The organism is Variovorax boronicumulans (assembly GCF_030812215.1).
Classification (GTDB): domain Bacteria; phylum Pseudomonadota; class Gammaproteobacteria; order Burkholderiales; family Burkholderiaceae_C; genus Variovorax; species Variovorax boronicumulans_C.
Window position 1 is genome coordinate 16,052 of record NZ_JAUSSG010000009.1, and the last position, 24,066, is coordinate 40,117.

The following is a 24,066-nucleotide window of genomic DNA, read 5'->3' on the forward strand; positions in this document are numbered from 1 at the left end:
TCCTCCTCTGAAAGTAAATCGAAATGAAAGCATCCGATACCAAGGCCACGCTGTCGTTCAGCAACGGCGGCGACAGCGTCGAACTGCCGATCTACAAGGGCACCGTTGGCCCCGACGTGATCGACATCCGCAAGCTGTACGCACAGACCGGCATGTTCACCTATGACCCGGGCTTCATGTCGACCGCCGCCTGCCAGTCGGCCATCACGTACATCGATGGCGACAAGGGCGAACTGCTGTATCGCGGCTACCCGATCGAGCAGCTTGCGACCAACTGCGATTTCCTGGAAACCTGCCACCTGCTGCTCTACGGCGAGCTGCCCGACGCAGGCAAGAAGGCCAACTTCACCAAGCTCGTGACGAACCACACGATGGTGAACGAGCAGATGCAGTTCTTCCTGCGCGGCTTCCGTCGCGACGCGCATCCGATGGCCATCATGACCGGCCTGGTGGGCGCGCTGTCGGCCTTCTATCACGACAGCACGGACATCAACAATCCCGAGCACCGCGAGATCGCCGCGATCCGCCTGATCGCGAAGATGCCCACGCTCGTGGCCATGGCCTACAAGTACACGATCGGCCAGCCGTACATGTACCCGAAGAACGACCTGAGCTACGCCGGCAACTTCCTGCACATGATGTTCGCCACGCCGTGCGAGGAGTACAAGGTGAACCCGGTGCTCGAGCGCGCGCTCGACCGCATCTTCATCCTGCACGCAGACCACGAGCAGAACGCATCGACCTCGACCGTGCGCCTGTGCGGCTCGTCGGGCACCAACCCCTTCGCGGCCATTGCAGCCGGTGTGGCCTGCCTCTGGGGCCCGGCCCACGGCGGCGCCAACGAAGCGGCGCTCAACATGCTCTACGACATCCAGAAGGAAGGTGGCGTGGAGAAGATCGGCGAGTTCATCAAGAAGGTCAAGGACAAGAACTCGAACGTCAAGCTCATGGGCTTCGGCCACCGCGTGTACAAGAACTACGACCCGCGCGCCAAGCTGATGCAGGAAACCTGCAACGAAGTGCTGACCGAGCTGGGCCTGGAGCAAGACCCGCTGTTCAAGCTGGCCAAGGAACTGGAAAAGATCGCCCTCGAAGACGAGTACTTCGTCTCGCGCAAGCTCTACCCGAACGTCGACTTCTACTCGGGCATCGTGCAGCGCGCCATCGGCATCCCGGTGCCACTGTTCACCGCGATCTTCGCCCTGGCCCGCACGGTCGGCTGGATCGCCCAGCTGAACGAAATGATCGGCGACCCCGAGTACAAGATCGGCCGCCCGCGCCAGCTGTTCGAAGGCTCGCCCAAGCGCGATGTGAAGCCGATCTCGGCACGCTGAGCGGTTCGCGAAACCCTCGCCCCTCAAAAAGCTGCCTTCGGGCAGCTTTTTTATTGCCCGCTCGATATGCCCCTCTTCGCAGGCCGGCAGCAAGGCCATCTCATATGACGATGGCAACGGCACGAAAACAATAAGAAAATAGCCAACTCATCGCAAAACGCGATGCCAAAGCCCCATGAGCACGTCCGAACGCAACTTTGCCCGCCGCATCGACCTCACGTCGCTGCAGTTGTTCGTGGCCGTGTGCGAACTGGGCAGCATCGGGCGCGCGGCGGAGCGCGAATTCATCGCGGCCTCGGCCATCAGCAAGCGGCTGTCGGACCTCGAAGCCACGCTCGGCACCACCCTGCTCTACCGCCATGCGCGCGGCGTCGACCTCACGCCGGCCGGCGAGAGCCTCTTGCACCACGCCCGCTCGGTGCTCTACAGCTTGGAGAAGATGCAGGGCGAGCTCAGCGAATACGCCGACGGCGTGCGCGGCCATGTGCGGGTGCACGCCAACATCTCGGCCATCGTGCAGTTCCTGCCTGAGGACCTGGGTTTGTTCACCCGGGCGCACGAGGCCATCAAGATCGACCTGGAAGAGCACCTGAGCAGCGAGGTGATCCGCGCGGTGCAGGAAGGCGCGGCCGACCTGGGCGTGTGCCACGTGGCGGGCGGCGCAGGCGAGCTTCAGAGCCTGTCGTACCGGCACGATCGCCTCGCGCTGATCGTGCCCACGGGGCATGCGCTGGCGTCGCACGGCGCCGTCGACTTCATCGACTCGCTCGACTTCGACCACGTCGGCCTGCACACCAACAGCTCGATCTATGTCGCGATGCACGAGGCGGCGCTGGGCGCCGGGCGCAGCGTCAAGCTGCGCATCCACGTCACAGGCCTCGATGCCATGTGCCGGATGATCGAAAACGGCCTGGGCATCGGCGTGATGCCGCAGCGCGCCTTCGAACTCATGCAGAACGGCATCGGCCGCGGCCTCGTGAGCGTCGCGCTCAACGACGCCTGGGCGGCACGCGAGATTCGCCTGGTCGCACGCGACTTCTCCACCCTGCCGGTGGCGGCGCGCACGTTGGTGAACCACCTGCACGCCGCGGCCGACTCATCCGATTCGACCGACGCCACCGAACCGCTCGCGGCCCGGGCCGCATAGACAGACAATCCATTTCCCCACGAAAGACAAGAGACCGACATGGCACGCACGCTCTACGACAAGATCTGGGACGAACACGTCGTCCACACCGAGGAAGACGGCACCGCGATCCTCTACATCGACCGCCACCTGGTGCACGAAGTCACCAGCCCGCAGGCCTTCGAAGGCCTGCGCGAAGCGGGCCGCAAGCTCTGGCGCATCAGCTCTGTGGTGGCCACGGCCGACCACAACACGCCGACCACTGGCTGGGAGCGCGGCTATGAAGGCATCGCCGACCCGACCAGCAAGGAGCAGGTCACCACGCTGGACAAGAACATCGCCGAATTCGGCGCCGCCGCGTTCTTTCCGTTCCTGAGCAAGCGCCAGGGCATCGTGCACGTGATCGGGCCCGAGTCGGGCGCGACGCTGCCGGGCATGACGGTCGTCTGCGGCGACTCGCACACCTCCACGCACGGCGCCTTCGGCGCGCTGGCGCACGGCATCGGCACCAGCGAGGTCGAGCACGTGATGGCCACGCAAACGCTGCTGGGCAAGAAGGCAAAGAACATGCTGGTGAAGGTCGAAGGCAAGCTGCCGCTCGGCTGCACCGCCAAGGACATCGTGCTGGCCATCATCGGCAAGATCGGCACCGCCGGCGGCACGGGCTACACCATCGAGTTCGCGGGCTCTGCCATTCGCGACCTGAGCATGGAAGGCCGCATGACGGTCTGCAACATGGCCATCGAGGCGGGTGCGCGCGCCGGGCTCGTGGCGGTCGACGAAAAGACCATCAGCTACATCAAGGGCCGCCCGCTCGCGCCCACCGGCGTGGAATGGGAACAGGCCGCGGCCTACTGGCGCACGCTGCAGTCGGACCCCGGCGCGAACTTCGACGCCGTGGTCGAGCTCGATGCCGCGCAGATCCCACCGCAGGTCACCTGGGGCACCTCGCCCGAAATGGTGGTCGACATCAACGGCCGCGTGCCCGATCCGGACAAGGAAAAGGACGCCAACAAGCGCGGCGCCATCGAGCGCGCGCTGGTCTACATGGGGCTGGAGCCGAACAAGGCGATGAACGACATCTTCATCGACAAGGTGTTCATCGGCTCGTGCACCAACAGCCGCATCGAGGACATGCGCGAAGCCGCTGCCGTGGTGAAGAAGCTCGGCCAGAAGGTTGCGAAGAACGTGAAGCTCGCGATGGTCGTGCCCGGCTCGGGCGTGGTGAAAGAGCAGGCCGAACGCGAAGGCCTGGACCAGATCTTCAAGGCCGCGGGCTTCGAATGGCGCGAGCCCGGTTGCTCGATGTGTCTCGCGATGAACGCCGACCGGCTGGAGCCGGGCGAGCGCTGCGCCTCGACCTCGAACCGCAATTTCGAAGGCCGCCAAGGCGCGGGCGGCCGCACCCATCTCGTGAGCCCGGCCATGGCCGCCGCTGCCGCGGTGCACGGCCACTTCGTCGACGTCCGTACGTTCGCCTGAACCCAGAGAGATTCACATGCAGAAATTCACCGTGCACAAGGGCCTCGCGGCCCCCATGGACCGCGAGAACGTCGACACCGACGCCATCATTCCGAAGCAGTTCCTCAAGTCGATCCGCAAGACCGGCTTCGGCCAGAACCTGTTCGACGAATGGCGCTACCTGGACGCCGGCTTTCCGGGCCAGGACCCGGCCAGCCGCAAGCCGAACCCTGATTTCGTGCTGAACCAGCCGCGCTATGCGGGCGCCTCGGTGCTGCTCGCGCGCAAGAACTTCGGCTGCGGCTCGTCGCGCGAACACGCGCCGTGGGCGCTGGACCAGTACGGCTTTCGCGCGATCATTGCGCCGAGCTATGCAGACATCTTCTTCAACAACAGCTTCAAGAACGGGTTGCTGCCGATCGTGCTGTCCGAAGCCCAGGTCGCACAACTGTTCGACGAGACTTTCGCCTTCCCGGGCTACACGCTGACCATCGACCTGGAGCGCCAGGTGGTCGTCAAGCCGGACGGCGGCGAGTTCGCGTTCGACGTGCAGGCTTTCCGCAAGTACTGCCTCATCAACGGGCTGGACGACATCGGCCTCACGCTGCGCCACAAGGACAAGATCAAGGCCTTCGAGACCGAGCGCCTGGCGCAGAAGCCCTGGCTCGCGCACACGATGATCTCGTGATCGTCCACTGCATTTCTTCCGCATTCAAACCTCAGACCAACTTATGAAAATCGCAGTTCTCCCGGGTGACGGCATCGGCACCGAAATCGTGGCGGAAGCCGTCAAGGTGCTCGACGTGCTCGACCTGAAGTTCGAGATGGAGTCGGCGCTGGTCGGCGGCGCGGCCTACGAGGCGCACGGCCATCCGCTGCCCGAGTCGACGCTCAAGCTCGCCAAGGAGTCGGACGCGGTGCTGTTCGGCGCGGTCGGCGACTGGAAGTACGACAAGCTCGACCGGCCGCTGCGCCCCGAGCAGGCGATCCTGGGGCTGCGCAAGAACCTCGGTCTGTTTGCCAACTTCCGTCCGGCGATCTGCTACGAACAGCTCGTGGACGCGTCGAGCCTGAAGCCAGAGTTGATCGCGGGCCTGGACATCCTCATCATTCGCGAGCTGACCGGCGACATCTACTTCGGCCAGCCGCGCGGTCGTCGCACCGCGGTGGACGGGCATTTCCCGGGCGCCGAGGAAGCCTTCGACACGATGCGCTACTCACGCCCCGAGGTTGAGCGCATCGCCCGCGTCGCTTTCGAGGCCGCCAGAAAGCGCAGCAAGCGCGTGACGAGCGTCGACAAGGCCAACGTGCTGGAGACCTTCCAGTTCTGGAAGGACATCGTGACCGAGGTCGGCAAGGAGTACCCGGATGTCGAGCTCGACCACATGTACGTCGACAACGCAGCCATGCAGCTCGTGAAGGCGCCCAAGAAGTTCGACGTGGTGGTCACCGGCAACATGTTCGGCGACATCCTCTCGGACGAGGCCGCGATGCTCACCGGCTCGATTGGCATGCTGCCCTCGGCATCGCTCAATTCGAGCAATCAGGGCCTGTACGAACCGAGCCATGGGAGCGCGCCAGACATTGCCGGCAAAGGGGTTGCCAATCCTTTGGCTACAATCCTGTCCGCTGCCATGATGCTCCGCTTTTCACTCAACCAACCTGAAGCTGCCGACCGTATCGAGTCGGCGGTCAAGGATGTGCTCGCCTCCGGGCTGCGCACGGGTGACATCTGGTCAGAAGGTACGAAGCGCGTCGGCACCCGCGAAATGGGCGACGCGGTCGTTGCAGCAATCACCAAAAAGACGATTACCGGCTAACCGCAGCCCGCTTCGTCACGCCCCTCCCCGGCTCGACGAGTCGGGGGCAAGAAAAGACAACTTTTTTCTTTTTCATAAGGGCAAACTGAAATGGCGAACGCATCTCAACCTCTGGTCGGCCTCGTAGGCTGGCGTGGCATGGTCGGCTCGGTCCTGATGGACCGCATGCAGGCCGAAGGCGACTTCGGTCTCATCGAGCCGGTCTTCTTCTCGACTTCCAACGCCGGCGGCAAGGCCCCGGCGATGGCCAAGAACGAAACCGCGCTGAAGGATGCGAACGACATCGAAGCACTGAAGAAGTGCGACATCGTCATCACCTGCCAGGGCGGCGACTACACCAGCGAAGTCTTCCCCAAGCTGCGCGCTGCAGGCTGGACGGGCCACTGGATCGACGCCGCCTCCACCCTGCGCATGCAGGACGACGCGGTCATCGTGCTGGACCCGGTCAACCTGCCGGTGATCCAGAACGCGCTCACCAACGGCGGCAAGAACTGGATCGGCGGCAACTGCACCGTGAGCTGCATGCTCATGGGCGTGGGCGCCCTCTACAAGGCCGGCCTGGTCGAGTGGATGACCAGCATGACCTACCAGGCTGCCTCGGGCGGTGGCGCGCAGCACATGCGCGAACTGCTGACCCAGTTCGGCACCCTCAACACCGAAGTGCGCGCACTGCTGGACGACCCCAAGTCGGCCATCCTCGAGATCGATCGCAAGGTGCTGCACAAGCAGCAGAACCTGAGCGCCGCCGAAACGGCCAACTTCGGCGCACCGCTGGGCGGCTCGCTGATCCCCTGGATCGACAAGGACCTGGGCGACGGCATGTCCAAGGAAGAGTGGAAGGCCGGCGCCGAGACCAACAAGATCCTCGGCCAGGGCGCGGGCTTCGGCACCGCGGCCGTGCCGGTCGACGGTTTCTGCGTGCGCATCGGCGCCATGCGCTGCCACAGCCAGGCGCTGACCTTCAAGCTCAAGAAGGACGTGCCCCTGGCCGACATCGAAGCGATGATCGCCGCCGACAACCCCTGGGCCAGCGTGGTGCCCAATACCCGCGAAGCCACCCTGAAGGACCTGACGCCGGTGGCCGTGACGGGCACCATGAACATCCCGGTCGGCCGCATCCGCAAGCTGGCGATGGGCCCCGAATACGTCGGCGCCTTCACCATCGGCGACCAGCTGCTGTGGGGTGCCGCGGAGCCGCTGCGCCGCATGCTGCGCATCCTGCTCGAAGCCTGATGCGGGTCGCTCAGGCCCTCGAATCCCGAATTGTTGCAGTTTGGCAACGAAAAGTGTGTTCGTAAGTATGCGCGCACTGGGTAGAACAGGCGCATTGCCTTGTCAGCCCGGGGTGATGATGCTAACGTCCTCTTACAAATTCTGGGCCTGAGCCGCCCCTATCAGCATGACAAGACATCTGTTGCCCGCGGCCCGCCCATCGGCCGTTCGCCCCTCCCCGTTGTCCGGCGGTTGGCGCCTTTCCATACTGGGAGCGGCTGCCGCCGTGGCCCTTGGAATGGCCACCACCGATGCCAGCGCATTCACGCTGGGACAGTTGAAGGTGCAATCGGCGCTGGGCGAACCGCTGCGTGCAGAGATCGATGTGACCGAAATCGCGGCCGCCGAAGCGGACGGTCTGAAGATCAACATCGCCACCGCCGAAGCGTTCAAGAACGCAGGCATTCCCTACAACTCGGCATTGGGCGACGTCAAGGCGACGCTGCAGCGCCGTGCGGGCGGCCAATACGTCGTGCGCCTGAGCGGCAGCCGCCCGCTCAGCGACCCCTTCATCGACCTGCTGCTCGAAGCCAACGGCTCCTCGGGCCGTATCGTGCGCGACTACACCGTGCTGCTCGATCCGCCAGTCACGCGACAGGCAGCGGCTCCGGTCGTCCCGATCGCCCCCCAGATCAGCACCCCGGTCGAGCGCCCTGCCGTCGCGGCAGCCCGTGCACGCCGCGAACGTGCCGCGGCCGCCGCGTCTGCAGCGCCACCAGTCGCAGCCGCTGCGCCTGCACCCGCAACCCCGGCCACCGCTCCCGCTGCGGCGGCAGCAACCGCGCCCCGCGCAGGCGGCGAGCAAATCACGGTTCAGCGCGGCGACACTGCCGGCAAGATTGCCGGTGCCCACAAGCCAGCCGATGTATCGCTCGACCAGATGCTGGTCGCCCTGCTGCTCGCCAACCCCGACGCGTTCATTGGCGGCAACGTCAACCGCATCAAGGCAGGTGCCGTGCTCGAACTGCCGGGTGCCACCGAAGCGAGCGCCGTTCCCGCCGCCGAAGCACGCCGCACGGTCACCGCTCAGAGCCGTGACTTCGGCAACTACCGCCAGCGCCTCGCGGAAAACGCGCCGACGTCGAACGTCGCCGCGGCCAGCCGCAAGGCCTCGGGCAAGCTGCAGGCGAACGTCGAAGACCGCAACGCAGCCGCCAGCGCACCCGACAAGCTCACGATTTCGCAAGGCAGCGCCTCCACCCGCGCAGCCGATGAAAAGGTCGCGCAGGCCCGCCAGGCGCAGGAAAGCAGCAACCGCGTGGCGGAGCTGTCCAAGAACATCAACGAGCTGAACAAGCTCAAGGCGGGCGCCAGCTCGTCCGCACCTGCCGCCGCAGCACCCGCACCTGCCGCACCGGGCATCCCCGTTCCGACGCCTGGCACCAGCGCCACGACGTCGCCGCCGGTCGCCGCCAACCCGGCACCCGCGGTCGTTGTGCCCGCACCGACGCCTGCTCCCGCAGCAGCACCCGCTCCCGCCGTGGCAGCCGCCGCACCGGCTGCGCCCACACCTGAAGCAACGGCCGCAGCGCCTGCGCCGGCAGCAGAACCCACCGTCACGCCTGCGGCCACGGAGGCAGCCGCAGTGCCCGCAGCAGCCGCCAGTGCCGCCGTGGCCGCGCCTGCACCAGCTCCCGCGCCGAAGCCGGTGGTCAAGGCCGCTCCGCCTCCGCCGCCGGAACGCGGCTTCTTCGAAGAGCTGCTCGATAACCCGCTGATGCTCGGCGGCGCCGCGCTGATCGCGCTTCTGGTCGGCTTCCTGCTGTACCGCGTGCTGGGCCGCCGGCGCGAGGAAATGAGCGAAAGCGTGTTTCTCGAGAGCCGCATCCCGAAAGACTCGTTCTTCGGCGCCAGCGGCGGCGAGTCGGTCGATACCAAGCACCGCGGCGACTCCAGCGTTTCGTCGCTGTCGTATTCGCCGAGCCAGCTCGATGCGGGCGATGTCGACCCGGTCGCCGAGGCCGACGTCTACCTGGCCTACGGCCGCGACCTGCAGGCCGAGGAAATCCTCCGCGAAGCGCTGCGCCTGAACCCGGACCGCACTGCCATCCACCTCAAGCTGCTCGAGATCCACGCCAAGCGCCGCGACGTGCGTGCCTACGAAGGCCTGGCCACCGAAGTTCACAAGCTGACCGGCGGCTCGGGTTCCGACTGGAACCGCGTGGTCGACATGGGCAAGGACCTCGATCCGGGCAACCCGCTGTACGAATCGGGCTCGCCCCGCAGTGCAAGCCAGGCCGAAACGGCTGCCTTCGCAGGTGCCCTGGCATCCGCCGCCAAGCCACCGGTCGCCGCAGTGCCGACGCCTGTCGCACCGCCGCCGATCGCCTCGGCCCCGCCGGCCTTCGTGCCCTCGGTGGCGCCGCTGGACTTCGACCTGGACCTGAGCCAACCGGTGCCGCTGGCACCGGCTCCGAGCCCTGCCCCGGTCAGCGCAAGCCTGCCGAAGTCGGCCTACGCGCCCGCTCCGACGACGGCACGCCCCGCAGCGCCGCTGTCCAATGGCCATGCGGCACTGCCCGTCGATCTCGAAAATGATTTCGACACGGCGCCCGGTGCCCTGACCCCGAACACGCGGCCCTTGGGCGCGAGCGATGCGGACAACACCCGTCCGGCCACGCTGCGCAATGCGCTTCCTGCCGACTCGGGTTTCATCGAATTCGACATGAGCGCACTGGCAGGCCTGCCGGCCCGCTCCAACGGAGCGTCCGAACCGGCGCGCGCCGCCAGCACGCTCGACGACGAAGGTGAAGACAGCCCGCACGCCGTCAAGCTTTCGCTGGCGCGCGAACTGCAGGCCATCGGCGACGTCGAAGGCGCGCGCTCGCTGGTCGAGGAAGTCGAAGCCGAAAGCGCCGGCGACCTCAAGTCGCAAGCCAGGCAACTGCTCGCGGAACTGCGCTGAGCGATTGCTTTTGTCCCCGTCCCTGAATTCGTGAGGCTGGCGCTCGGCATCCGGTACAACGGCCAGGCGTACGAGGGCTGGCAGAGCCAGCGCTCGGGCCGCACGGTGCAGGACAAGCTCGAGGCAGCCCTCGCGAAGTTCACCGCTGATCCGTCCGGGCGCATCGCCACGCTGTGCGCCGGCCGCACAGATGCCGGCGTGCATGCGCTGATGCAGGTGGTGCACTTCGACACCGAGGTCGAACGCGAACCCTTCTCCTGGATGCGCGGCACCAACCGCTTCCTGCCCGACGACATCGCGGTGCAGTGGGCCCAGCCGGTGCCCGACGAGTTCCATTGCCGCGCCAGCGCCCTCGCGCGCCGCTACCTCTACGTGCTGTCGCAATCGCCCGTGCGGCCGAGCCTCGATTCGGGCCGTGTCGGCTGGTCGATGCATCCGCTCGACGGCGAAGCGATGGGAAAAGCCACCGCCATGCTCATCGGCACGCATGACTTCAGTTCGTTCCGCGCCTCGGCCTGCCAGGCCAGGTCGCCCGTGAAGAACCTGCGCCGCATCGAGATCACGCGGGTCGGTGAAGGCGAGCGCTGCCGCTGGCATTTCGAGTTCGAGGCCGACGCCTTCCTGCACCACATGATCCGCAACCTGATGGGCTGCCTCGTGCGCATCGGCCGCGGCGACGAGCGGCCCGAATGGATCGCCGAGGTGCTCGAGGCACGCAGCCGCAAGGTCGCGGCGCCGACCTTCTCGGCGGATGGCCTGTACTTCCTCGGCCCGTTGTACGACGCCAAGTGGGGTCTGCCGGCCGAGGCCACGCTGCAGGCCGGCGGTGCTCCTTATGATGGCCCGCCATGACGTCCTCCCACCCTCGCACCCGCATCAAGATCTGTGGCCTCACGCGTGAGGCCGACGTGGATGCTGCGGTCGAGGCCGGTGCCGACGCGATCGGCTTCGTGCTCTACGCGAAAAGCCCCCGCGCCGTGACGGCCGAGCGTGCCGCCGAACTCGCCTCGCGCCTGCCCCCCTTCATCACGCCAGTGCTGCTGTTCGTGAACGAGGACGCTCCCAAAGTCATAGCATCGCTCGCCCGTGTGAAGGGCGCCATCGCGCAGTTCCACGGCGAGGAAACGCCCGAGCAGTGCGAAGAAGCCAGCGGCCCGGGGCGCTTTCGCTACATGCGCGCCGCCCGGATTCCGCTGGGGGCTGCCGGCGCCGGCTTCGACCTCGTAAAATACGCGTCCGATTACTCCCACGCCCAGGCCATCCTGCTCGACGCCCATGTCGAAGGTTATGGCGGTGGCGGCAAGGCTTTCGATTGGTCACTTCTTCCACCCGCCGTCGACGCTCACCTCGTCTTGAGTGGTGGGCTCACACCTGCAAACGTGAGCGATGGCATTCGCATCCTGCGGACACGCTGCAAGACGCTGTCCGTTGATGTGAGCTCGGGCGTCGAAATCGACGGTCCCGGGAACAAGGGCCTGAAGGACGCCGGAAAGATCCGGCAATTCGTCGCCGCAGTCAGAGCGGCAGACGCCTCGTCCTTCTCCAGTTAGCCGCCGCACCCGATCGTCATTCGGGCTGCGGCCCAACGATCGAGAACCATGCAAAGCAATTTCCAGGATTACCAGCAACCCGACGCCACCGGCCACTTCGGCAACTACGGCGGCACCTTCGCGAGCGAAACGCTCACCCACGCGATCAACGAGCTGCGCGACGCGTACGCCAAGTTCAAGGAAGACCCGGCGTTCCTCGCCGAATTCCACTACGAGCTCAAGCACTTCGTCGGGCGGCCCTCGCCGATCTACCACGCCGCGCGCACCAGCCGCGAAATGGGCGGCGCGCAGATCTACCTGAAGCGCGAAGACCTCAACCACACCGGCGCCCACAAGATCAACAACGTGATCGGCCAAGCGATGCTCGCGCGGCGCATGGGCAAGCCCCGCGTGATCGCCGAGACCGGCGCCGGCCAGCACGGCGTGGCCACCGCCACCATCTGCGCACGCTACGGCCTCGAATGCGTGGTCTACATGGGCAGCCAGGACGTCAAGCGCCAGAGCCCCAACGTCTATCGCATGAACCTGCTCGGCGCGACCGTGGTGCCCGTCGAATCGGGCAGCAAGACGCTGAAGGACGCGCTCAACGAGGCGATGCGCGACTGGGTCACCAATGTGGAAAACACCTTCTACATCATCGGCACCGTGGCCGGCCCGCACCCCTATCCGACGATGGTGCGCGACTTCCAGAGCGTGATCGGCACCGAGTGCATAGCCCAGATGCCCGCCATGCTCGCGGCCGACGGCGTCACCGGCGAAGCCGAGGGCAAGCAGCCCGACGTGGTGGTCGCCTGCGTGGGCGGCGGCAGCAATGCGATCGGCATCTTCCACCCCTACATTCCGTTCGCCAACACCCGGCTCATCGGCGTGGAAGCGGCGGGCGAAGGCCTGGACAGCGGCAAGCACGCGGCCTCGATCCTGCGCGGCAGCCCGGGCGTGCTGCACGGCAACCGCACCTACCTGCTGCAGAACGAAGACGGCCAGATCACCGAGACCCACAGCATCAGCGCCGGCCTCGACTACCCCGGCGTCGGCCCCGAGCATGCGTACCTGGCCGACATCGGCCGCGCCGAATACGTGGGCGTCACCGACGTCGAGGCGCTAGAAGCCTTCCACTATTTGTGTCGGACGGAGGGCATCATTCCCGCGCTCGAATCCAGCCACGCCGTGGCCTACGCGCTGAAGCTCGCGAAAACCATGCGCCCGGACCAGTCGATCCTGGTGAACCTCTCGGGCCGCGGCGACAAGGACATCGGCACCGTCGCCGACCTGTCGGGCGTCGATTTCTACGACCGCCCCTCGATGCGCGGCCTGAGCGTGAAGGGAGGCAAGTGATGAGCCGTATTGCCGCTACCTTCAAGGCACTCGAAGCGCAGGGCCGCAAGGCGCTGATTCCGTACGTCACCGCCGGCTTCCCCTTCGCCGACATCACGCCCGAGCTGATGCACGGCATGGTCGAAGCGGGTGCCGACGTGATCGAGCTGGGCGTGCCCTTCTCCGACCCGATGGCCGACGGCCCCGTGATCCAGAAGGCCGGCGAAGCCGCACTGGCACTGGGCGTCGGCATGAAGCAGGTGCTCGCCATCGTCGCCACTTTCCGCCAGAAGGACGCGACCACGCCCGTGGTGCTGATGGGCTATGCGAATCCGGTCGAGCGCTATGACCTCGTGCACGGCAAGAAGGCCTTCATCCGCGATGCGTCGGCAGCCGGCGTCGACGGGCTGCTGGTGGTCGACTACCCGCCCGAGGAGTGCGAGGCCTTCGCCGCGGACCTGAAGGCGGCGAACATCGACCTGATCTTCCTGCTGGCGCCCACGAGCACCGACGAGCGCATGGCGCAGGTCGCGCGCATCGCGAGCGGTTATGTCTACTACGTGTCGCTCAAGGGCGTGACGGGCGCGGGCCACCTGGACACCGAGGCGGTCGGCCAGATGATCCCGCGCATCCGCCAGCATGTGAGCATCCCGGTCGGCGTGGGCTTCGGCATCCGCGACGCACGCACGGCGCAGGCGGTCGGCTCGGCCGCGGACGCCGTCGTGATCGGCACCAAGATCATCCAGCTGATCGACGGGCAACCGCGCGAGAAGGTGGTGCCCGCGGTGCGTGAATTCCTCGCCGGCATCCGCGAGGCGCTGGATGCCCTGCCGGCGGCTACCCCCAAGAATGCGGCTGGCCGATAATCTCGGTTGCCCTCACCCCAGCCCCTCTCCCCCAAGGAGAGGGGAGCTAATTCCGGAGTCCTATGAGCTGGCTTGAAAAACTGCTACCCGCCAAGATCGCACAAACCGACCCTGCCGAGCGCCGCCAGGTGCCCGAGGGCCTGTGGATCAAATGCCCGGCCTGCGAAACGGTGCTCTACAAGACCGACCTGGAACACAACCAGAACGTCTGCCCGAGCTGCAGCCACCATCACCGCATCGGCGCCCGCGCGCGGCTCGACGCTTTTCTCGATGCCGAAGGCCGCTACGAAGTCGGCCAGGAAGTGCTCCCGGTCGACGCCCTGAAGTTCAAGGACAGTCGCAAGTACCCCGAACGGCTCAAGGAAGCGCTGGAGAACACCGGCGAGACCGACGCCCTGGTCGTCATCGGCGGCTCGGTGCACAGCATCAACGTGGTCGTTGCCTGCTTCGAATTCGAATTCATGGGCGGCAGCATGGGCAGCGTGGTCGGCGAGCGCTTCGTGCGTGGCGTCGAGACCGCCATCGAACAGAAGGTGCCGTTCATCTGCTTCACCGCTACCGGCGGCGCGCGCATGCAGGAGGGCCTCCTCTCGCTGATGCAGATGGCCAAGACCAACGCCGCGCTCACGCGCCTGGCAAAGAAGGGCCTGCCCTACATCAGCGTGCTGACCGACCCGACCATGGGCGGGGTGAGCGCCGGCTTCGCCTTCGTGGGCGACGTGGTCATTGCAGAACCCAAGGCGCTGATCGGCTTTGCCGGCCCGCGCGTGATCGAATCGACCGTGCGCGTGACGCTGCCCGAAGGCTTCCAGCGCGCCGAGTTCCTGCAGACCAAGGGCGCAATCGACTTCATCAGCGACCGCCGCGAACTGCGCAAGACCATCGCCAGTACGCTGGCAATGCTGCTGCGCCAGCCCGCCGACGCAGTGAGCTGAACGCGACAAGCCAAAACAATAGGGCCCGGGTGCAATGCACCCGGGCCCTTTTTTTTGTTTGTTTGCTTGCTTGCTTGCCTGCTGCGACTCAGAAAGTCAGCTGGTAGGCAAACACCAGCAAATTGCTCAGCACGATCGCAATCACCTGCAGCACCACGATGGCGGCGAGGGGCGACAGGTCCACGCCGCCGATCAGCGGGATGAAGCGGCGAAACGGTCGAACCAGCGGCTCGGCCAGCCGAGAAATCAGGTCGAGCAGCATCGGCGAAGCGCCCGGCACCCAGGACAGCACGGCATAGACCACCAGGAGCGCGGTCAACCCCGAAATCGCGAGCTGCAGCAATCCCACCAACGAGACCAGCGGCAAGGTGGCGATGCGGCCGAGGTTACCGATCAGGAGCCACAGCAGCAGGAACTTCAGCAGCACCAACAGCCAGGCGGCGATCAGGCTCGCCAGGTCCCAGCGCTTGACCGAGGGCACGATGCGCCGCAGCGGCAGCACGATCCAGTCTGTGATCGCGAAGATGAAGCGCCCGAGCGGATTGCCGAACGGCACCCGGTGGTACTGCATGTAGAGACGCAGCAGGCAGGCGCCGCCGAGCAGGCCGACGATCACGTCGAGAAGGAACGAAGGAATCTGGTAGAGCATGGGGCGCGGTCGTGAGCGGAATGCGATGATAGCCATGCAAGGTTTTTCGATGACGACACAGCCCCTTTTGCATTCACTGCCATTGTTCCCGCTCGGTACGGTCCTGTTCCCGGGCGGCCTGCTTCCTTTGCGCATCTTCGAGGTGCGCTATCTCGACATGATCGGCAAATGCCGCAAGGCCGACGCGCCGTTCGGCGTGGTCAGCCTCACAAGCGGCAGCGAGGTCCGCAAAGCCGGCGCCGATGCGGAAAGCTTTGCCGCCATCGGCACGCTGGCCGTCATCCGCGAATTCGAATCGCCGCAAAGCGGCCTGCTCCAGATCGAATGCATCGGCACCCAGCGCTTTCGCGTTCGCAGCACCGAACTGCAGAAGCACGGCCTGTGGGTTGCCGAGGTGGAAGCCGTGATCGAAGACGTCGCGCTCGAAATTCCCGACGACCTCCGGCACACGGCCGCCGCGCTGCGGCGCCTGGTCGACACGCTCGAAGAACGCCGCAGGGCCCAGGGCGCCGAGACGGTGCGGCTGCCCATCGGCGAGCCCTACCGGTTCGACGACTGCGGCTGGGTGGCCAATCGCTGGTGCGAGCTGGTGCCGATGCAGCTCGAACTGCGGCAGCGGTTGATGGAGCTCGACAGCCCGCTGATGCGGCTCGAACTGGTGAGTGATTTGTTGGCGCGTACAGGGATTTCCAGCTGACCTCCTGCGCCGGAAGCGCGCCGCGCAACGTTAAGCTCGGGATTCCGGTGCACGATGCGCCGCCCCGACGAGCCGTGACCATGAAAATCCGCCATGCCAGGTCCTGACTACTTCTTTTGCATCGCGCACGAACCACCATGGTTCGATCTGCCGGACCACGTCGAAGTCGTTGCCACGGGCAAGTACCAGGCCGACGGTCGTCTGAACATCCGCGACTCGCAGCGCACCATTGGTACGGGCAGCCTGAACGGCGACAACTTCTATCCCTATCTCACCGGGACCGCGGGGTCGCTGTACATCAGCGAATTGCTCCAGGGCCGCCCGACGGAGGGTCGATCGGTCTGTGTCTTTCAGTACCGCAAGCTCATTTCGCCGACCCCTATTGGCGAGCCTTCCATCAACTACCCGTTCATGCGCATGCTGGGCATGCCCTTTGGCAAGGAGCAGGTATCCGAGCTTTTCGCGAGCTACGCGACAGATCTGCTGATGCCGCATCCCTTCATCATGAGCGAAGGGATACTGGCCCAGTACGCCGCCTGCCACCATGTCGCGGACTTTCTCCTGCTGTCGCGCATCGCCATCGACCGGCAGGTGCTGCACGAGTCCGAAATCACGACCTTCTTCGGCGCGGGGATCTTCATTCCGGGCGGAATCGAATTCGGTGTCTTTCCCTGCCATCTCTACATCGGCATCCTGGAGCGCCTGCGTCCGGTCGTGGATGAATTCCTGACCCGGCACGCTCCGGTCGACCCGCATGACGGGTATCAACGACGCGCACTGTCTTTCTTCACGGAGCGCCTCACCAGCTATCTGCTGCTCAAGGAGCTCGGATGGCCCGTTTCGGGCGTCAACCCCGACGGCACGGCCTGCGAGCTGCCTGCGCAGAACATCGGCTACATGTGCACGCTGAGCGAAAACAGCCAGTACCGCGTATTCGGCCACCCTGGAGAGGGACTTCCAGCATGAAAGCAGTCATCCTTGCGGGCGGCCTGGGCACGCGCATTTCGGAAGAGACGCACCTGAAGCCCAAGCCCATGATCGAGATCGGTGCCAAGCCGGTGCTCTGGCACATCATGAAGCTCTACTCGGCCCACGGCATCAACGACTTCGTCATCTGCTGCGGCTACAAGGGCTATGTGATCAAGGAGTATTTCGCCAACTACTTTCTCCACATGTCCGACGTGACCTTCGACATGCGCAGCAACGAGATGCACGTTCACCAGCGCAAGGCGGAGCCCTGGAAGGTGACACTCGTCGATACCGGAGAGGACACGTTGACGGGCGGCCGCCTCAAGCGCGTGGAAAAGTACCTGCAGGATGACGATGCGTTCTGCTTCACCTACGGCGACGGCGTGGCGGACATCGACATCGGCAAGCTGATCGCGTTTCACCGCTTGCATGGCCGGCTGGCCACGGTCACGGCCGTCCAGCCCGCCGGGCGCTATGGTGCGCTGGAGCGTGACGGCGATGCGGTGCGCGGCTTTATCGAGAAGCCGCGTGGCGACGGCGGCTGGATCAACGGCGGCTTCTTCGTGCTGTCGCCGAAATGCATCGACTACATCGATGGCGACCAGGCCAGCTGGGAAGGCGAGCCGTTGGCGAAGATCGCGTCGGACGATCAGTTGCGAGCCTTCGAGCACGGCGGATTCTGGCAGCCGATGGACACGCTGCGCGACAAGATGCACCTGGAGCAGCTGTGGGCAACCCACACCGCGCCCTGGAAGGTATGGACATGAATACCGCGTTCTGGCGTGGCAAGCGGGTTCTGGTCACCGGCCACACGGGCTTCAAGGGCAGCTGGCTCGCGCTCTGGCTGCGAAGTGCCGGCGCCGAAGTCCACGGCTACGCCTTGCCCCCGCCGACGCAGACCAATCTCTTCACCGAAGCCCGCGTGGCCGATGCGCTGGCCGGGCACACACTGGGCGACCTGAACGACTTTGCCGCGCTGCAGGACGCGGTCAAGAAGGCGGCGCCCAATGTCGTGTTCCATCTTGCCGCGCAATCGCTGGTGCGCGAGTCCTACCGCCAGCCGGTGCAAAGCTATGCGACCAATGTCATGGGCACGGTTCATCTGCTGGAAGCCGTGCGCACATGCCCCAGCGTGCGCGCGCTTGTCAGCGTGACGACCGACAAGGTCTACGAGAACCGCGAATGGGCCTGGGGCTATCGCGAGAACGAGCCGCTCGGCGGGCTGGACCCCTATGCCAGCAGCAAAGCCTGTGCCGAACTGGTGACGGCCGCCTACCGGGCATCGTTCCTGGCTCAGGCCGGCGTGGCGGTGGCCACGGCGCGTGCCGGCAATGTGATTGGCGGTGGCGACTGGGCCGTCGATCGCCTGGTGCCCGATTTCTTTCGTGCCGCCGATGCGGCTCTGCCGCTCGAGGTCCGCCATGTCGGGGCCACGCGTCCGTGGCAGCACGTGCTGGAGCCGCTCGGCGGCTACCTGCTGCTGGCCGAACATCTGGCCGGCGGCGATCCGGCCTTCACACAGGCCTGGAATTTCGGCCCGGCCGACGACGATGCTGTGCCGGTTCGCACACTGCTCGATGCGCTGGTCCGCAAGCTGCCCGAAAGCCGCTGGCACGAAACGCCCGACCACACGGTCCATGAAGCCAACTTCCTCAAGCTCGACAGCAGCAAGGCGCGCAGCACGCTGGGCTGGCAGCCGCGCTGGAGCCTCGATACCGCGCTCGACAAGACCGTCGAATGGCACCGGGCATGGCGCGCCGGCACGGACGTGCAGCAGGTGTGCGAAGCACAGATACAGGCTTACCAGGACGCCGCTCATGGCCCGGTTCGGCATTGACACCACGCCATTGGCTGGCCTTGTCTGCGTGCAGCGCCAGAAGCTCGAAGATGCGCGCGGCTTCTTCAGCCGCTTCTTCTGTGCCGAAGAACTTGCCGCAGCCGGCTTCGCCGGGCCCGTGGCGCAGATCAATCACACGCTGACGCAACGGCGCGGCTCGGTGCGCGGCCTGCACTTCCAGCATCCGCCGCACGCCGAGGACAAGCTGGTGAGTTGCCTGCACGGCGAGATCTTCGACGTGGCCATCGACCTGCGCCAGGGCTCCCCGACCTTTCTTCACTGGCATGGCGAAGTGCTGAGCGCGGGGAACGCACGCAGCCTGCTCATTCCCAAGGGCTTTGCGCATGGTTTCCAGGCACTCAGCGACGACGCCGAGTTGCTCTACCTGCATTCGACCCCCTACGCCGCCGCAGCCGAAGGCGCATTGAACGCCCGCGACCCGGCGCTCGCCATCGCGTGGCCGCTTGCGTTTGCCGACGTGTCCGAGCGGGATGCCGGCCATCCCTTTCTCTCTTCCGATTTCACAGGTCTTGCCGCATGAAGTGCCGCCATTGCCACGCCGAGCTGAGCTTGCCGTTCATCGACCTCGCCACGGCACCGCCGTCCAATGCCTACCTGCGCGCCGAGCAGCTGGCGGCACCTGAAAAGTGGTATCCGCTGCGCGTCTTCACATGCACGTACTGCTGGCTCGTCCAGACCGAAGACTATGCGCATCACGCCGATCTGTTCTCCGGCGACTACGCGTATTTCAGTTCCTTCTCCACGAGCTGGCTGGCCCATTCCAGGCGCTACGTGAGCGAGTCCGCAAACCGCTTCGCGCTGGGCTCGGCATCGCACGTGGTCGAGGTCGCGGCCAATGATGGCTACCTGTTGCAGTACGTGAAGGAGGCGGGAATCCCTTGCCTGGGCATTGAGCCGACCGCCAGCACCGCGCGCGCCGCGCGCGCAAAAGGGATCGAGATCGTCGAGCAATTCTTCGGCGTGGCGTTGGCCCGGCAACTCGTGGCCGCCGGCAAGAGCGCCGACCTGACGGCCGCCAACAACGTGCTGGCCCATGTGCCCGACATCAACGACTTCGTCGCAGGCTTTGCGCACCTGCTCAAGCCGGCGGGCGTTGCCACTTTCGAATTTCCGCACCTGATGCGGATGGTGGCCGAATGCCAGTTCGACACCATCTACCACGAGCACTTTTCCTATCTGTCGCTCACATCGGTGATCCGGCTGTTCGAAGCGAACGGGTTGCGCGTGTTCGATGTCGAGCAGCTCGAAACCCACGGCGGCAGCCTGCGTGTTTTTGCCCAGCGGCAGGACACCGGCGTACGCCCGGTCGAAGCCGCCGTGGCGCGCGTGCTGGCCGCGGAAGATGTGGCGGGTGTTGCCACCGCCGCCTACTACCAGGGCTTCCAGCAGCGTGCGGACGACGTCCGCGACGGCCTGATGGCGTTCCTGATCGATGCCCGTCGAAGCGGCAAGCGCGTCGGCGCCTATGGGGCCGCGGCCAAGGGCAACACGCTGCTCAACTACGCGGGCGTGCGCAGCGGCCTGCTGCCCTGGGTGGTGGACCGCAACCCCGCCAAGCAGAATCTCTTCATGCCCGGAAGCAGGATCCCGATCGTCGACGAGGTGCACCTGAAGCGCGAGCGGCCCGACTACGTCCTGGTGTTGCCCTGGAATCTCCGGACGGAGGTGATGGAGCAGCTCGCCTACATCCGGGAATGGGGCGGGAGATTTGCAACCGCCGTGCCGGCGATCGAGGTCTTGTGAAGATCGCAGTCACTGGCGCCAGCGGGTTCGTCGGACGCCATGTCCTGCAGGCCCTTGCCCGGGCCGAGGATGTCGAAGTGATCGCTGCATCCCGTCGGCCCGCCGGCGACGACTGGTTGCCCGAAGGAATCCGCCATGTGGTGCTCGACCTCGCCGCACCGTCGCCAGACGATTTCTCGAAACTGGGCCTGCCCGATGTTGTCGTTCATCTCGCCTGGCATGGACTGCCGAACTACCAGGCGCGGCATCATTTCGAATCCGAGCTCCATGTTCAGTACCGGTTCTTGCGTGGGTTGGTCGATGCCGGGCTCCCGTCGCTGCTGTGCGCGGGCACCTGCTTCGAATACGGAATGCAATCCGGCGAGCTGCACGAGTCGCTGCCGACGAATCCGGGCAACCCTTACGGCTTCGCCAAGGACGCCTTGCGACGCGAACTCGAATTCCTGCGCGGCAGCAGCCACTTCCAATTGACCTGGGCACGACTTTTCTACATGCATGGAGAGGGGCAGGCGCCCTCTTCGCTCTATAGCCAATTCGTCGCCGCAGGCGCTCGTGGCGACAAGGTCTTCAGGATGTCCGGCGGGGAACAACTGCGGGACTATTTGCATGTTTCACAGGTCGCCCAGGCGTTGGCCACACTGGCTTGCAAGCCGACCGATGCGGGAATCGTCAATGTCTGCGCGGGGCACCCGACCTCGGTACGCTCGCTCGTGGAAGGATGGCTTGCCACTCATTCCTGGCCGATGACGCTGGCCCTCGGGCACTACCCTTATCCTGCGTACGAGCCCATGGAGTTCTGGGGAAGCAACGTCAAGCTTGCGCAACTGCTGGAGAACTCCTGATGCATCGCGAACTCCTTCGCATCGACAACGTGCCCGTGCTGCAGAACAAGGTCTATGCAAATGCCTCGGCGGCCCGGTCTTCGCCGAGAGGAAACGTGGACCTGGTTCAAGACCGCACCACGAGGCCGGTACAGTGCGGGAGCGGGCCTGGAAGTTCCATCCCCGCAGCAAGTGCTCGAAGCCTTGCCCGTGAATTCGCTGGTGTTCGTCATGAACTCCAACTACGTCGATGAAATCGCCAGGCAGTCCCATCATCAAATCCGTCTCTTTAAGGTAGGCCAACATGACTTTTGAAGCCGAAGTCGCGCAACGCATCGCAAACAACGGAACCGATCAGGCGCTGAGCCGCGACGCGCAAAGCCTGATGACTTCGTCCTTCAGGGCCGGGTACTCCTACAACTTCTCCTGGATGGGGCGCCCCATCATCCAGTACCCGCAAGACATGATTGCGATGCAGGAGATCATCTGGCGCGTGCAGCCCGACCTGATCCTGGAAACTGGCATCGCCCACGGCGGATCGCTGATCTTCTCGGCCGCCATGCTGGAACTGAACGCCGCCTGCGGCGGACCGGCCGATGCGCAGGTGCTGGGACTCGACATCGACATCCGCGCTCACAACCGCAAGGCCATCGAGGCACACCCGATGTCCAGGCGCATCACGATGATCGAAGGCTCGAGCATCGCTGCCGAAGTCATCGCCCAGGTGCAACAGAAAGCCGCCGGGAAAAAGAGCGTTCTCGTCTGTCTCGACAGCAACCACACCCACGCCCATGTGCTGGCGGAGTTGCAAGCCTATGCGCCGCTCGCAACAGTGGGAAGCTATTGCGTGGTGTTCGACACCATTGTGGAGCACCTGCCCATGGACATGTTCCCGGACCGCCCCTGGGGGCCCGGTGACAACCCGAAGACGGCCGTCCACGAATATCTCAAGACGCACCCGGAGTTCGAGATCGACCGTGCCATCGACAACAAGCTGATGATCAGCGTCGCGCCGGACGGGTATCTCAAGCGCGTGAAGTAGACCGCGCGATTGCGTTTGAAAGGACAGGTGCGACTCAACGATATGCTCTTCTTTTAATAGCGCATTGCGCAGAATTGGTGGGCGCTGGGCCCCAGTTTCGTTTGATTCCGATCGGCTAAAATGCCGGGCCGCGCACGCTTCTGTTGCGCCTCACCCGCTTCCCATGTCCGATCAACTTCCCCCTCCTTCTTCCCCGTCTCCCGTCGACGACAACAAGCTCATCGCCGAACGCCGCGAAAAACTCAAGCTGCTGCGCACCGCGCAGGTCGAGGGCAAGGGCGTGGCGTTCCCCAACGACTTCAAGCCGGGCCATCGCGCCGCGGCGCTCGTTGCAGCGCACGATGCGATCGAAGCCGAAGCCCTCGAGGCGCAGGCCATTGCCGTCAGCGTGGCGGGCCGGATGATGCTCAAGCGCGTGATGGGCAAGGCCAGCTTCGCGACCTTGCAGGACGCCACGGGCCGCATCCAACTCTACGTGACGCGCGATGCCGTCGGCGAAGAAGCGTACGCAGAGTTCAAGCGCTGGGACCTCGGCGACATCCTCGGTGCCGAAGGCACGCTGATGAAGACCAAGACCGGCGAGCTCTCGGTCAAGGTGACGAAGCTGCGTCTTCTCACCAAGAGCCTGCGCCCGCTGCCCGGCGATTTCTACGGCATGGCCGACCAGGAGCAGAAGTACCGCCAGCGCTATGTCGACCTCATCACCGACGAAGCGGCCCGCGTGCGCTTCACCGCACGCAGCAAGGCCGTAAGCGCCCTGCGCGAATTCATGGTCGCCAATGACTTCCTCGAAGTCGAGACCCCCATGCTGCACCCCATTCCGGGCGGTGCGAACGCCAAGCCCTTCAAGACGCACCACAACGCGCTCGACCAGGAGATGTTCCTGCGCATCGCGCCCGAGCTGTATCTGAAGCGCCTGATCGTCGGCGGCTTCGAGCGCGTGTTCGAGATCAACCGGAGCTACCGCAACGAGGGCATCTCGGTGCGGCACAACCCCGAGTTCACGATGATGGAGTTCTACGCGGCCTACTGGAACTACCGCGACCTGATGGACTTCACCGAGACTCTGATCCGCACCATCGCCGACAAGGCAGTCGGCACGCAGCAGCTCACCTACCAAGGCAAGCCCGTCGACCTGACCCAGCCCTTCGAGCGCCTGACGATCCGTGAAGCGATCCTGAAGTACACCGACGCCGGCGATGGGGTCGACGACACGGCCTGGCTCATCAACGCGTTGCGCAAGATCGGCCTGAGCGAAGAAAAGGACAAGCTCTCGCAGCGCAGCCTCGCCAGCCTGCAGGTGATGTACTTCGAGGAGACCGTCGAAGAGAAGCTCTGGCAGCCGACCTTCATCATGGAACACCCGACCGAGATCTCGCCGCTGGCGCGCGCCAACGACGAACGTCCCGAGGTGACCGAGCGCTTCGAGCTGTACATCACAGGCCGCGAGTTCGGCAACGGCTTCAGCGAGCTGAACGACGCCGAAGACCAGGCCGCGCGCTTCAACGCGCAAGTGGCCGCCAAGGACGGCGGCGACGACGAAGCCATGTACTACGACCATGACTTCGTGCGTGCGCTCGAATACGGCATGCCGCCCACCGGCGGCTGCGGCATCGGCATCGACCGGCTGATGATGCTGCTGACCGATTCGCCGAGCATCCGCGACGTGATCCTGTTCCCGGCGCTGCGCAGGGAGTCTTGATC

The 24,066-nt window shown here is 65.3% G+C and carries 22 protein-coding genes; 21 read left to right on the plus strand and 1 reads right to left on the minus strand.

Translation table 11 applies throughout. From position 1 onward, the window contains the following. Nucleotides 1–23: 23 nt before the first annotated feature. From gltA to accD, 12 genes are all read left to right on the plus strand, one after another. Nucleotides 24–1,334, plus strand: a complete 1,311-nt coding sequence (gltA, locus tag J2W23_RS22695; RefSeq protein WP_176661378.1) for a citrate synthase — start codon at nt 24–26, stop codon at nt 1,332–1,334. Nucleotides 1,335–1,509: 175 nt separating this feature from the next. After that, nucleotides 1,510–2,481: a LysR substrate-binding domain-containing protein gene (locus tag J2W23_RS22700; RefSeq protein ID WP_307650344.1), complete on the plus strand. Its 972-nt coding sequence runs from the start codon at nt 1,510–1,512 to the stop codon at nt 2,479–2,481. 39 nt (nt 2,482–2,520) lie between these two features. Beyond that, nucleotides 2,521–3,942, plus strand: a complete 1,422-nt coding sequence (gene leuC / locus J2W23_RS22705; protein ID WP_307650345.1) for a 3-isopropylmalate dehydratase large subunit — start codon at nt 2,521–2,523, stop codon at nt 3,940–3,942. Between the two features lie 16 nt (nt 3,943–3,958). Further along, nucleotides 3,959–4,609, plus strand: a complete 651-nt coding sequence (leuD, locus tag J2W23_RS22710) for a 3-isopropylmalate dehydratase small subunit (protein WP_307650346.1) — start codon at nt 3,959–3,961, stop codon at nt 4,607–4,609. Between the two features lie 43 nt (nt 4,610–4,652). Beyond that, entirely contained in the window at nt 4,653–5,741 is a 1,089-nt protein-coding gene (gene leuB / locus J2W23_RS22715) for a 3-isopropylmalate dehydrogenase (RefSeq protein WP_176661382.1), read from the plus strand. Between the two features lie 90 nt (nt 5,742–5,831). Continuing rightward, the gene (gene asd / locus J2W23_RS22720; RefSeq protein ID WP_307650347.1) at nt 5,832–6,974 is read left to right on the plus strand and encodes an aspartate-semialdehyde dehydrogenase; all 1,143 of its coding nucleotides are present in this window, start codon (nt 5,832–5,834) and stop codon (nt 6,972–6,974) included. A gap of 265 nt (nt 6,975–7,239) precedes the next feature. Beyond that, complete coding sequence (locus tag J2W23_RS22725) at nt 7,240–9,918, plus strand: FimV/HubP family polar landmark protein (RefSeq protein WP_444875750.1); 2,679 nt, start codon at nt 7,240–7,242, stop codon at nt 9,916–9,918. Between the two features lie 30 nt (nt 9,919–9,948). Further along, nucleotides 9,949–10,770 (plus strand): tRNA pseudouridine(38-40) synthase TruA, encoded by an 822-nt coding sequence (gene truA / locus J2W23_RS22730; protein ID WP_307650348.1) that lies wholly within the window; start codon nt 9,949–9,951, stop codon nt 10,768–10,770. After that, on the plus strand, nt 10,767–11,468 hold the full coding sequence (locus tag J2W23_RS22735; RefSeq protein ID WP_307650349.1) for a phosphoribosylanthranilate isomerase: 702 nt from the start codon (nt 10,767–10,769) through the stop codon (nt 11,466–11,468). The genes truA and J2W23_RS22735 overlap by 4 nt, the downstream gene beginning before the upstream one ends. 48 nt (nt 11,469–11,516) lie before the next feature. Beyond that, the gene (trpB, locus tag J2W23_RS22740; protein ID WP_307650350.1) at nt 11,517–12,803 is read left to right on the plus strand and encodes a tryptophan synthase subunit beta; all 1,287 of its coding nucleotides are present in this window, start codon (nt 11,517–11,519) and stop codon (nt 12,801–12,803) included. After that, nucleotides 12,803–13,648: a tryptophan synthase subunit alpha gene (gene trpA / locus J2W23_RS22745; RefSeq protein ID WP_307650351.1), complete on the plus strand. Its 846-nt coding sequence runs from the start codon at nt 12,803–12,805 to the stop codon at nt 13,646–13,648. The genes trpB and trpA overlap by 1 nt, the downstream gene beginning before the upstream one ends. A gap of 62 nt (nt 13,649–13,710) precedes the next feature. Continuing rightward, nucleotides 13,711–14,583 (plus strand): acetyl-CoA carboxylase, carboxyltransferase subunit beta, encoded by an 873-nt coding sequence (gene accD, locus J2W23_RS22750; protein WP_013540010.1) that lies wholly within the window; start codon nt 13,711–13,713, stop codon nt 14,581–14,583. A gap of 88 nt (nt 14,584–14,671) precedes the next feature. Here accD and J2W23_RS22755 read toward each other — a convergent pair whose 3' ends face one another. Then, the gene (locus J2W23_RS22755) at nt 14,672–15,232 is read right to left on the minus strand and encodes a YggT family protein (protein ID WP_013540009.1); all 561 of its coding nucleotides are present in this window, start codon (nt 15,230–15,232) and stop codon (nt 14,672–14,674) included. 49 nt (nt 15,233–15,281) lie between these two features. Here J2W23_RS22755 and J2W23_RS22760 point away from each other — a divergent pair, with 49 nt between their 5' ends. From J2W23_RS22760 to lysS, 9 genes are all read left to right on the plus strand, one after another. Next, nucleotides 15,282–15,929, plus strand: a complete 648-nt coding sequence (locus tag J2W23_RS22760; protein WP_307650352.1) for an LON peptidase substrate-binding domain-containing protein — start codon at nt 15,282–15,284, stop codon at nt 15,927–15,929. 93 nt (nt 15,930–16,022) lie between these two features. Then, entirely contained in the window at nt 16,023–16,895 is an 873-nt protein-coding gene (locus J2W23_RS22765) for a hypothetical protein (protein WP_307650353.1), read from the plus strand. Beyond that, on the plus strand, nt 16,892–17,665 hold the full coding sequence (gene rfbF / locus J2W23_RS22770; RefSeq protein WP_307650354.1) for a glucose-1-phosphate cytidylyltransferase: 774 nt from the start codon (nt 16,892–16,894) through the stop codon (nt 17,663–17,665). Before J2W23_RS22765 ends, rfbF begins: the two co-directional genes overlap by 4 nt. Then, nucleotides 17,662–18,735 carry a CDP-glucose 4,6-dehydratase gene (rfbG, locus tag J2W23_RS22775; RefSeq protein ID WP_373423976.1) on the plus strand — a complete coding sequence of 358 codons (1,074 nt, stop codon included), beginning with the start codon at nt 17,662–17,664 and terminating at the stop codon, nt 18,733–18,735. Before rfbF ends, rfbG begins: the two co-directional genes overlap by 4 nt. Then, nucleotides 18,716–19,276, plus strand: coding sequence for a dTDP-4-dehydrorhamnose 3,5-epimerase family protein (locus J2W23_RS22780; RefSeq protein ID WP_307650356.1), 561 nt, complete (start codon nt 18,716–18,718; stop codon nt 19,274–19,276). Before rfbG ends, J2W23_RS22780 begins: the two co-directional genes overlap by 20 nt. Continuing rightward, entirely contained in the window at nt 19,273–20,499 is a 1,227-nt protein-coding gene (locus J2W23_RS22785; RefSeq protein WP_307650357.1) for a class I SAM-dependent methyltransferase, read from the plus strand. The genes J2W23_RS22780 and J2W23_RS22785 overlap by 4 nt, the downstream gene beginning before the upstream one ends. Then, nucleotides 20,496–21,341 (plus strand): NAD-dependent epimerase/dehydratase family protein, encoded by an 846-nt coding sequence (locus tag J2W23_RS22790; protein ID WP_307650358.1) that lies wholly within the window; start codon nt 20,496–20,498, stop codon nt 21,339–21,341. The genes J2W23_RS22785 and J2W23_RS22790 overlap by 4 nt, the downstream gene beginning before the upstream one ends. Nucleotides 21,342–21,624: 283 nt before the next feature. Beyond that, nucleotides 21,625–22,362, plus strand: a complete 738-nt coding sequence (locus J2W23_RS22795) for a cephalosporin hydroxylase family protein (protein ID WP_307650359.1) — start codon at nt 21,625–21,627, stop codon at nt 22,360–22,362. Between the two features lie 163 nt (nt 22,363–22,525). Beyond that, nucleotides 22,526–24,064: a lysine--tRNA ligase gene (gene lysS / locus J2W23_RS22800; RefSeq protein WP_307650360.1), complete on the plus strand. Its 1,539-nt coding sequence runs from the start codon at nt 22,526–22,528 to the stop codon at nt 24,062–24,064. The last annotated feature ends 2 nt before the right edge of the window (nt 24,065–24,066 follow it).

Coding starts and splice junctions, on each gene's coding strand:
- gltA (WP_176661378.1), top strand. CDS start 24: ATGAAAGCATCCGATACCAAGGCCACGCTGTCGTTCAGCAACGGCGGC.
- J2W23_RS22700 (WP_307650344.1), top strand. CDS start 1,510: ATGAGCACGTCCGAACGCAACTTTGCCCGCCGCATCGACCTCACGTCG.
- leuC (WP_307650345.1), top strand. CDS start 2,521: ATGGCACGCACGCTCTACGACAAGATCTGGGACGAACACGTCGTCCAC.
- leuD (WP_307650346.1), top strand. CDS start 3,959: ATGCAGAAATTCACCGTGCACAAGGGCCTCGCGGCCCCCATGGACCGC.
- leuB (WP_176661382.1), top strand. CDS start 4,653: ATGAAAATCGCAGTTCTCCCGGGTGACGGCATCGGCACCGAAATCGTG.
- asd (WP_307650347.1), top strand. CDS start 5,832: ATGGCGAACGCATCTCAACCTCTGGTCGGCCTCGTAGGCTGGCGTGGC.
- J2W23_RS22735 (WP_307650349.1), top strand. CDS start 10,767: ATGACGTCCTCCCACCCTCGCACCCGCATCAAGATCTGTGGCCTCACG.
- trpB (WP_307650350.1), top strand. CDS start 11,517: ATGCAAAGCAATTTCCAGGATTACCAGCAACCCGACGCCACCGGCCAC.
- trpA (WP_307650351.1), top strand. CDS start 12,803: ATGAGCCGTATTGCCGCTACCTTCAAGGCACTCGAAGCGCAGGGCCGC.
- accD (WP_013540010.1), top strand. CDS start 13,711: ATGAGCTGGCTTGAAAAACTGCTACCCGCCAAGATCGCACAAACCGAC.
- J2W23_RS22755 (WP_013540009.1), bottom strand. CDS start 15,232: ATGCTCTACCAGATTCCTTCGTTCCTTCTCGACGTGATCGTCGGCCTG.
- J2W23_RS22760 (WP_307650352.1), top strand. CDS start 15,282: ATGACGACACAGCCCCTTTTGCATTCACTGCCATTGTTCCCGCTCGGT.
- J2W23_RS22765 (WP_307650353.1), top strand. CDS start 16,023: ATGCCAGGTCCTGACTACTTCTTTTGCATCGCGCACGAACCACCATGG.
- rfbF (WP_307650354.1), top strand. CDS start 16,892: ATGAAAGCAGTCATCCTTGCGGGCGGCCTGGGCACGCGCATTTCGGAA.
- rfbG (WP_373423976.1), top strand. CDS start 17,662: ATGAATACCGCGTTCTGGCGTGGCAAGCGGGTTCTGGTCACCGGCCAC.
- J2W23_RS22780 (WP_307650356.1), top strand. CDS start 18,716: ATGGCCCGGTTCGGCATTGACACCACGCCATTGGCTGGCCTTGTCTGC.
- J2W23_RS22785 (WP_307650357.1), top strand. CDS start 19,273: ATGAAGTGCCGCCATTGCCACGCCGAGCTGAGCTTGCCGTTCATCGAC.
- J2W23_RS22795 (WP_307650359.1), top strand. CDS start 21,625: ATGACTTTTGAAGCCGAAGTCGCGCAACGCATCGCAAACAACGGAACC.
- lysS (WP_307650360.1), top strand. CDS start 22,526: ATGTCCGATCAACTTCCCCCTCCTTCTTCCCCGTCTCCCGTCGACGAC.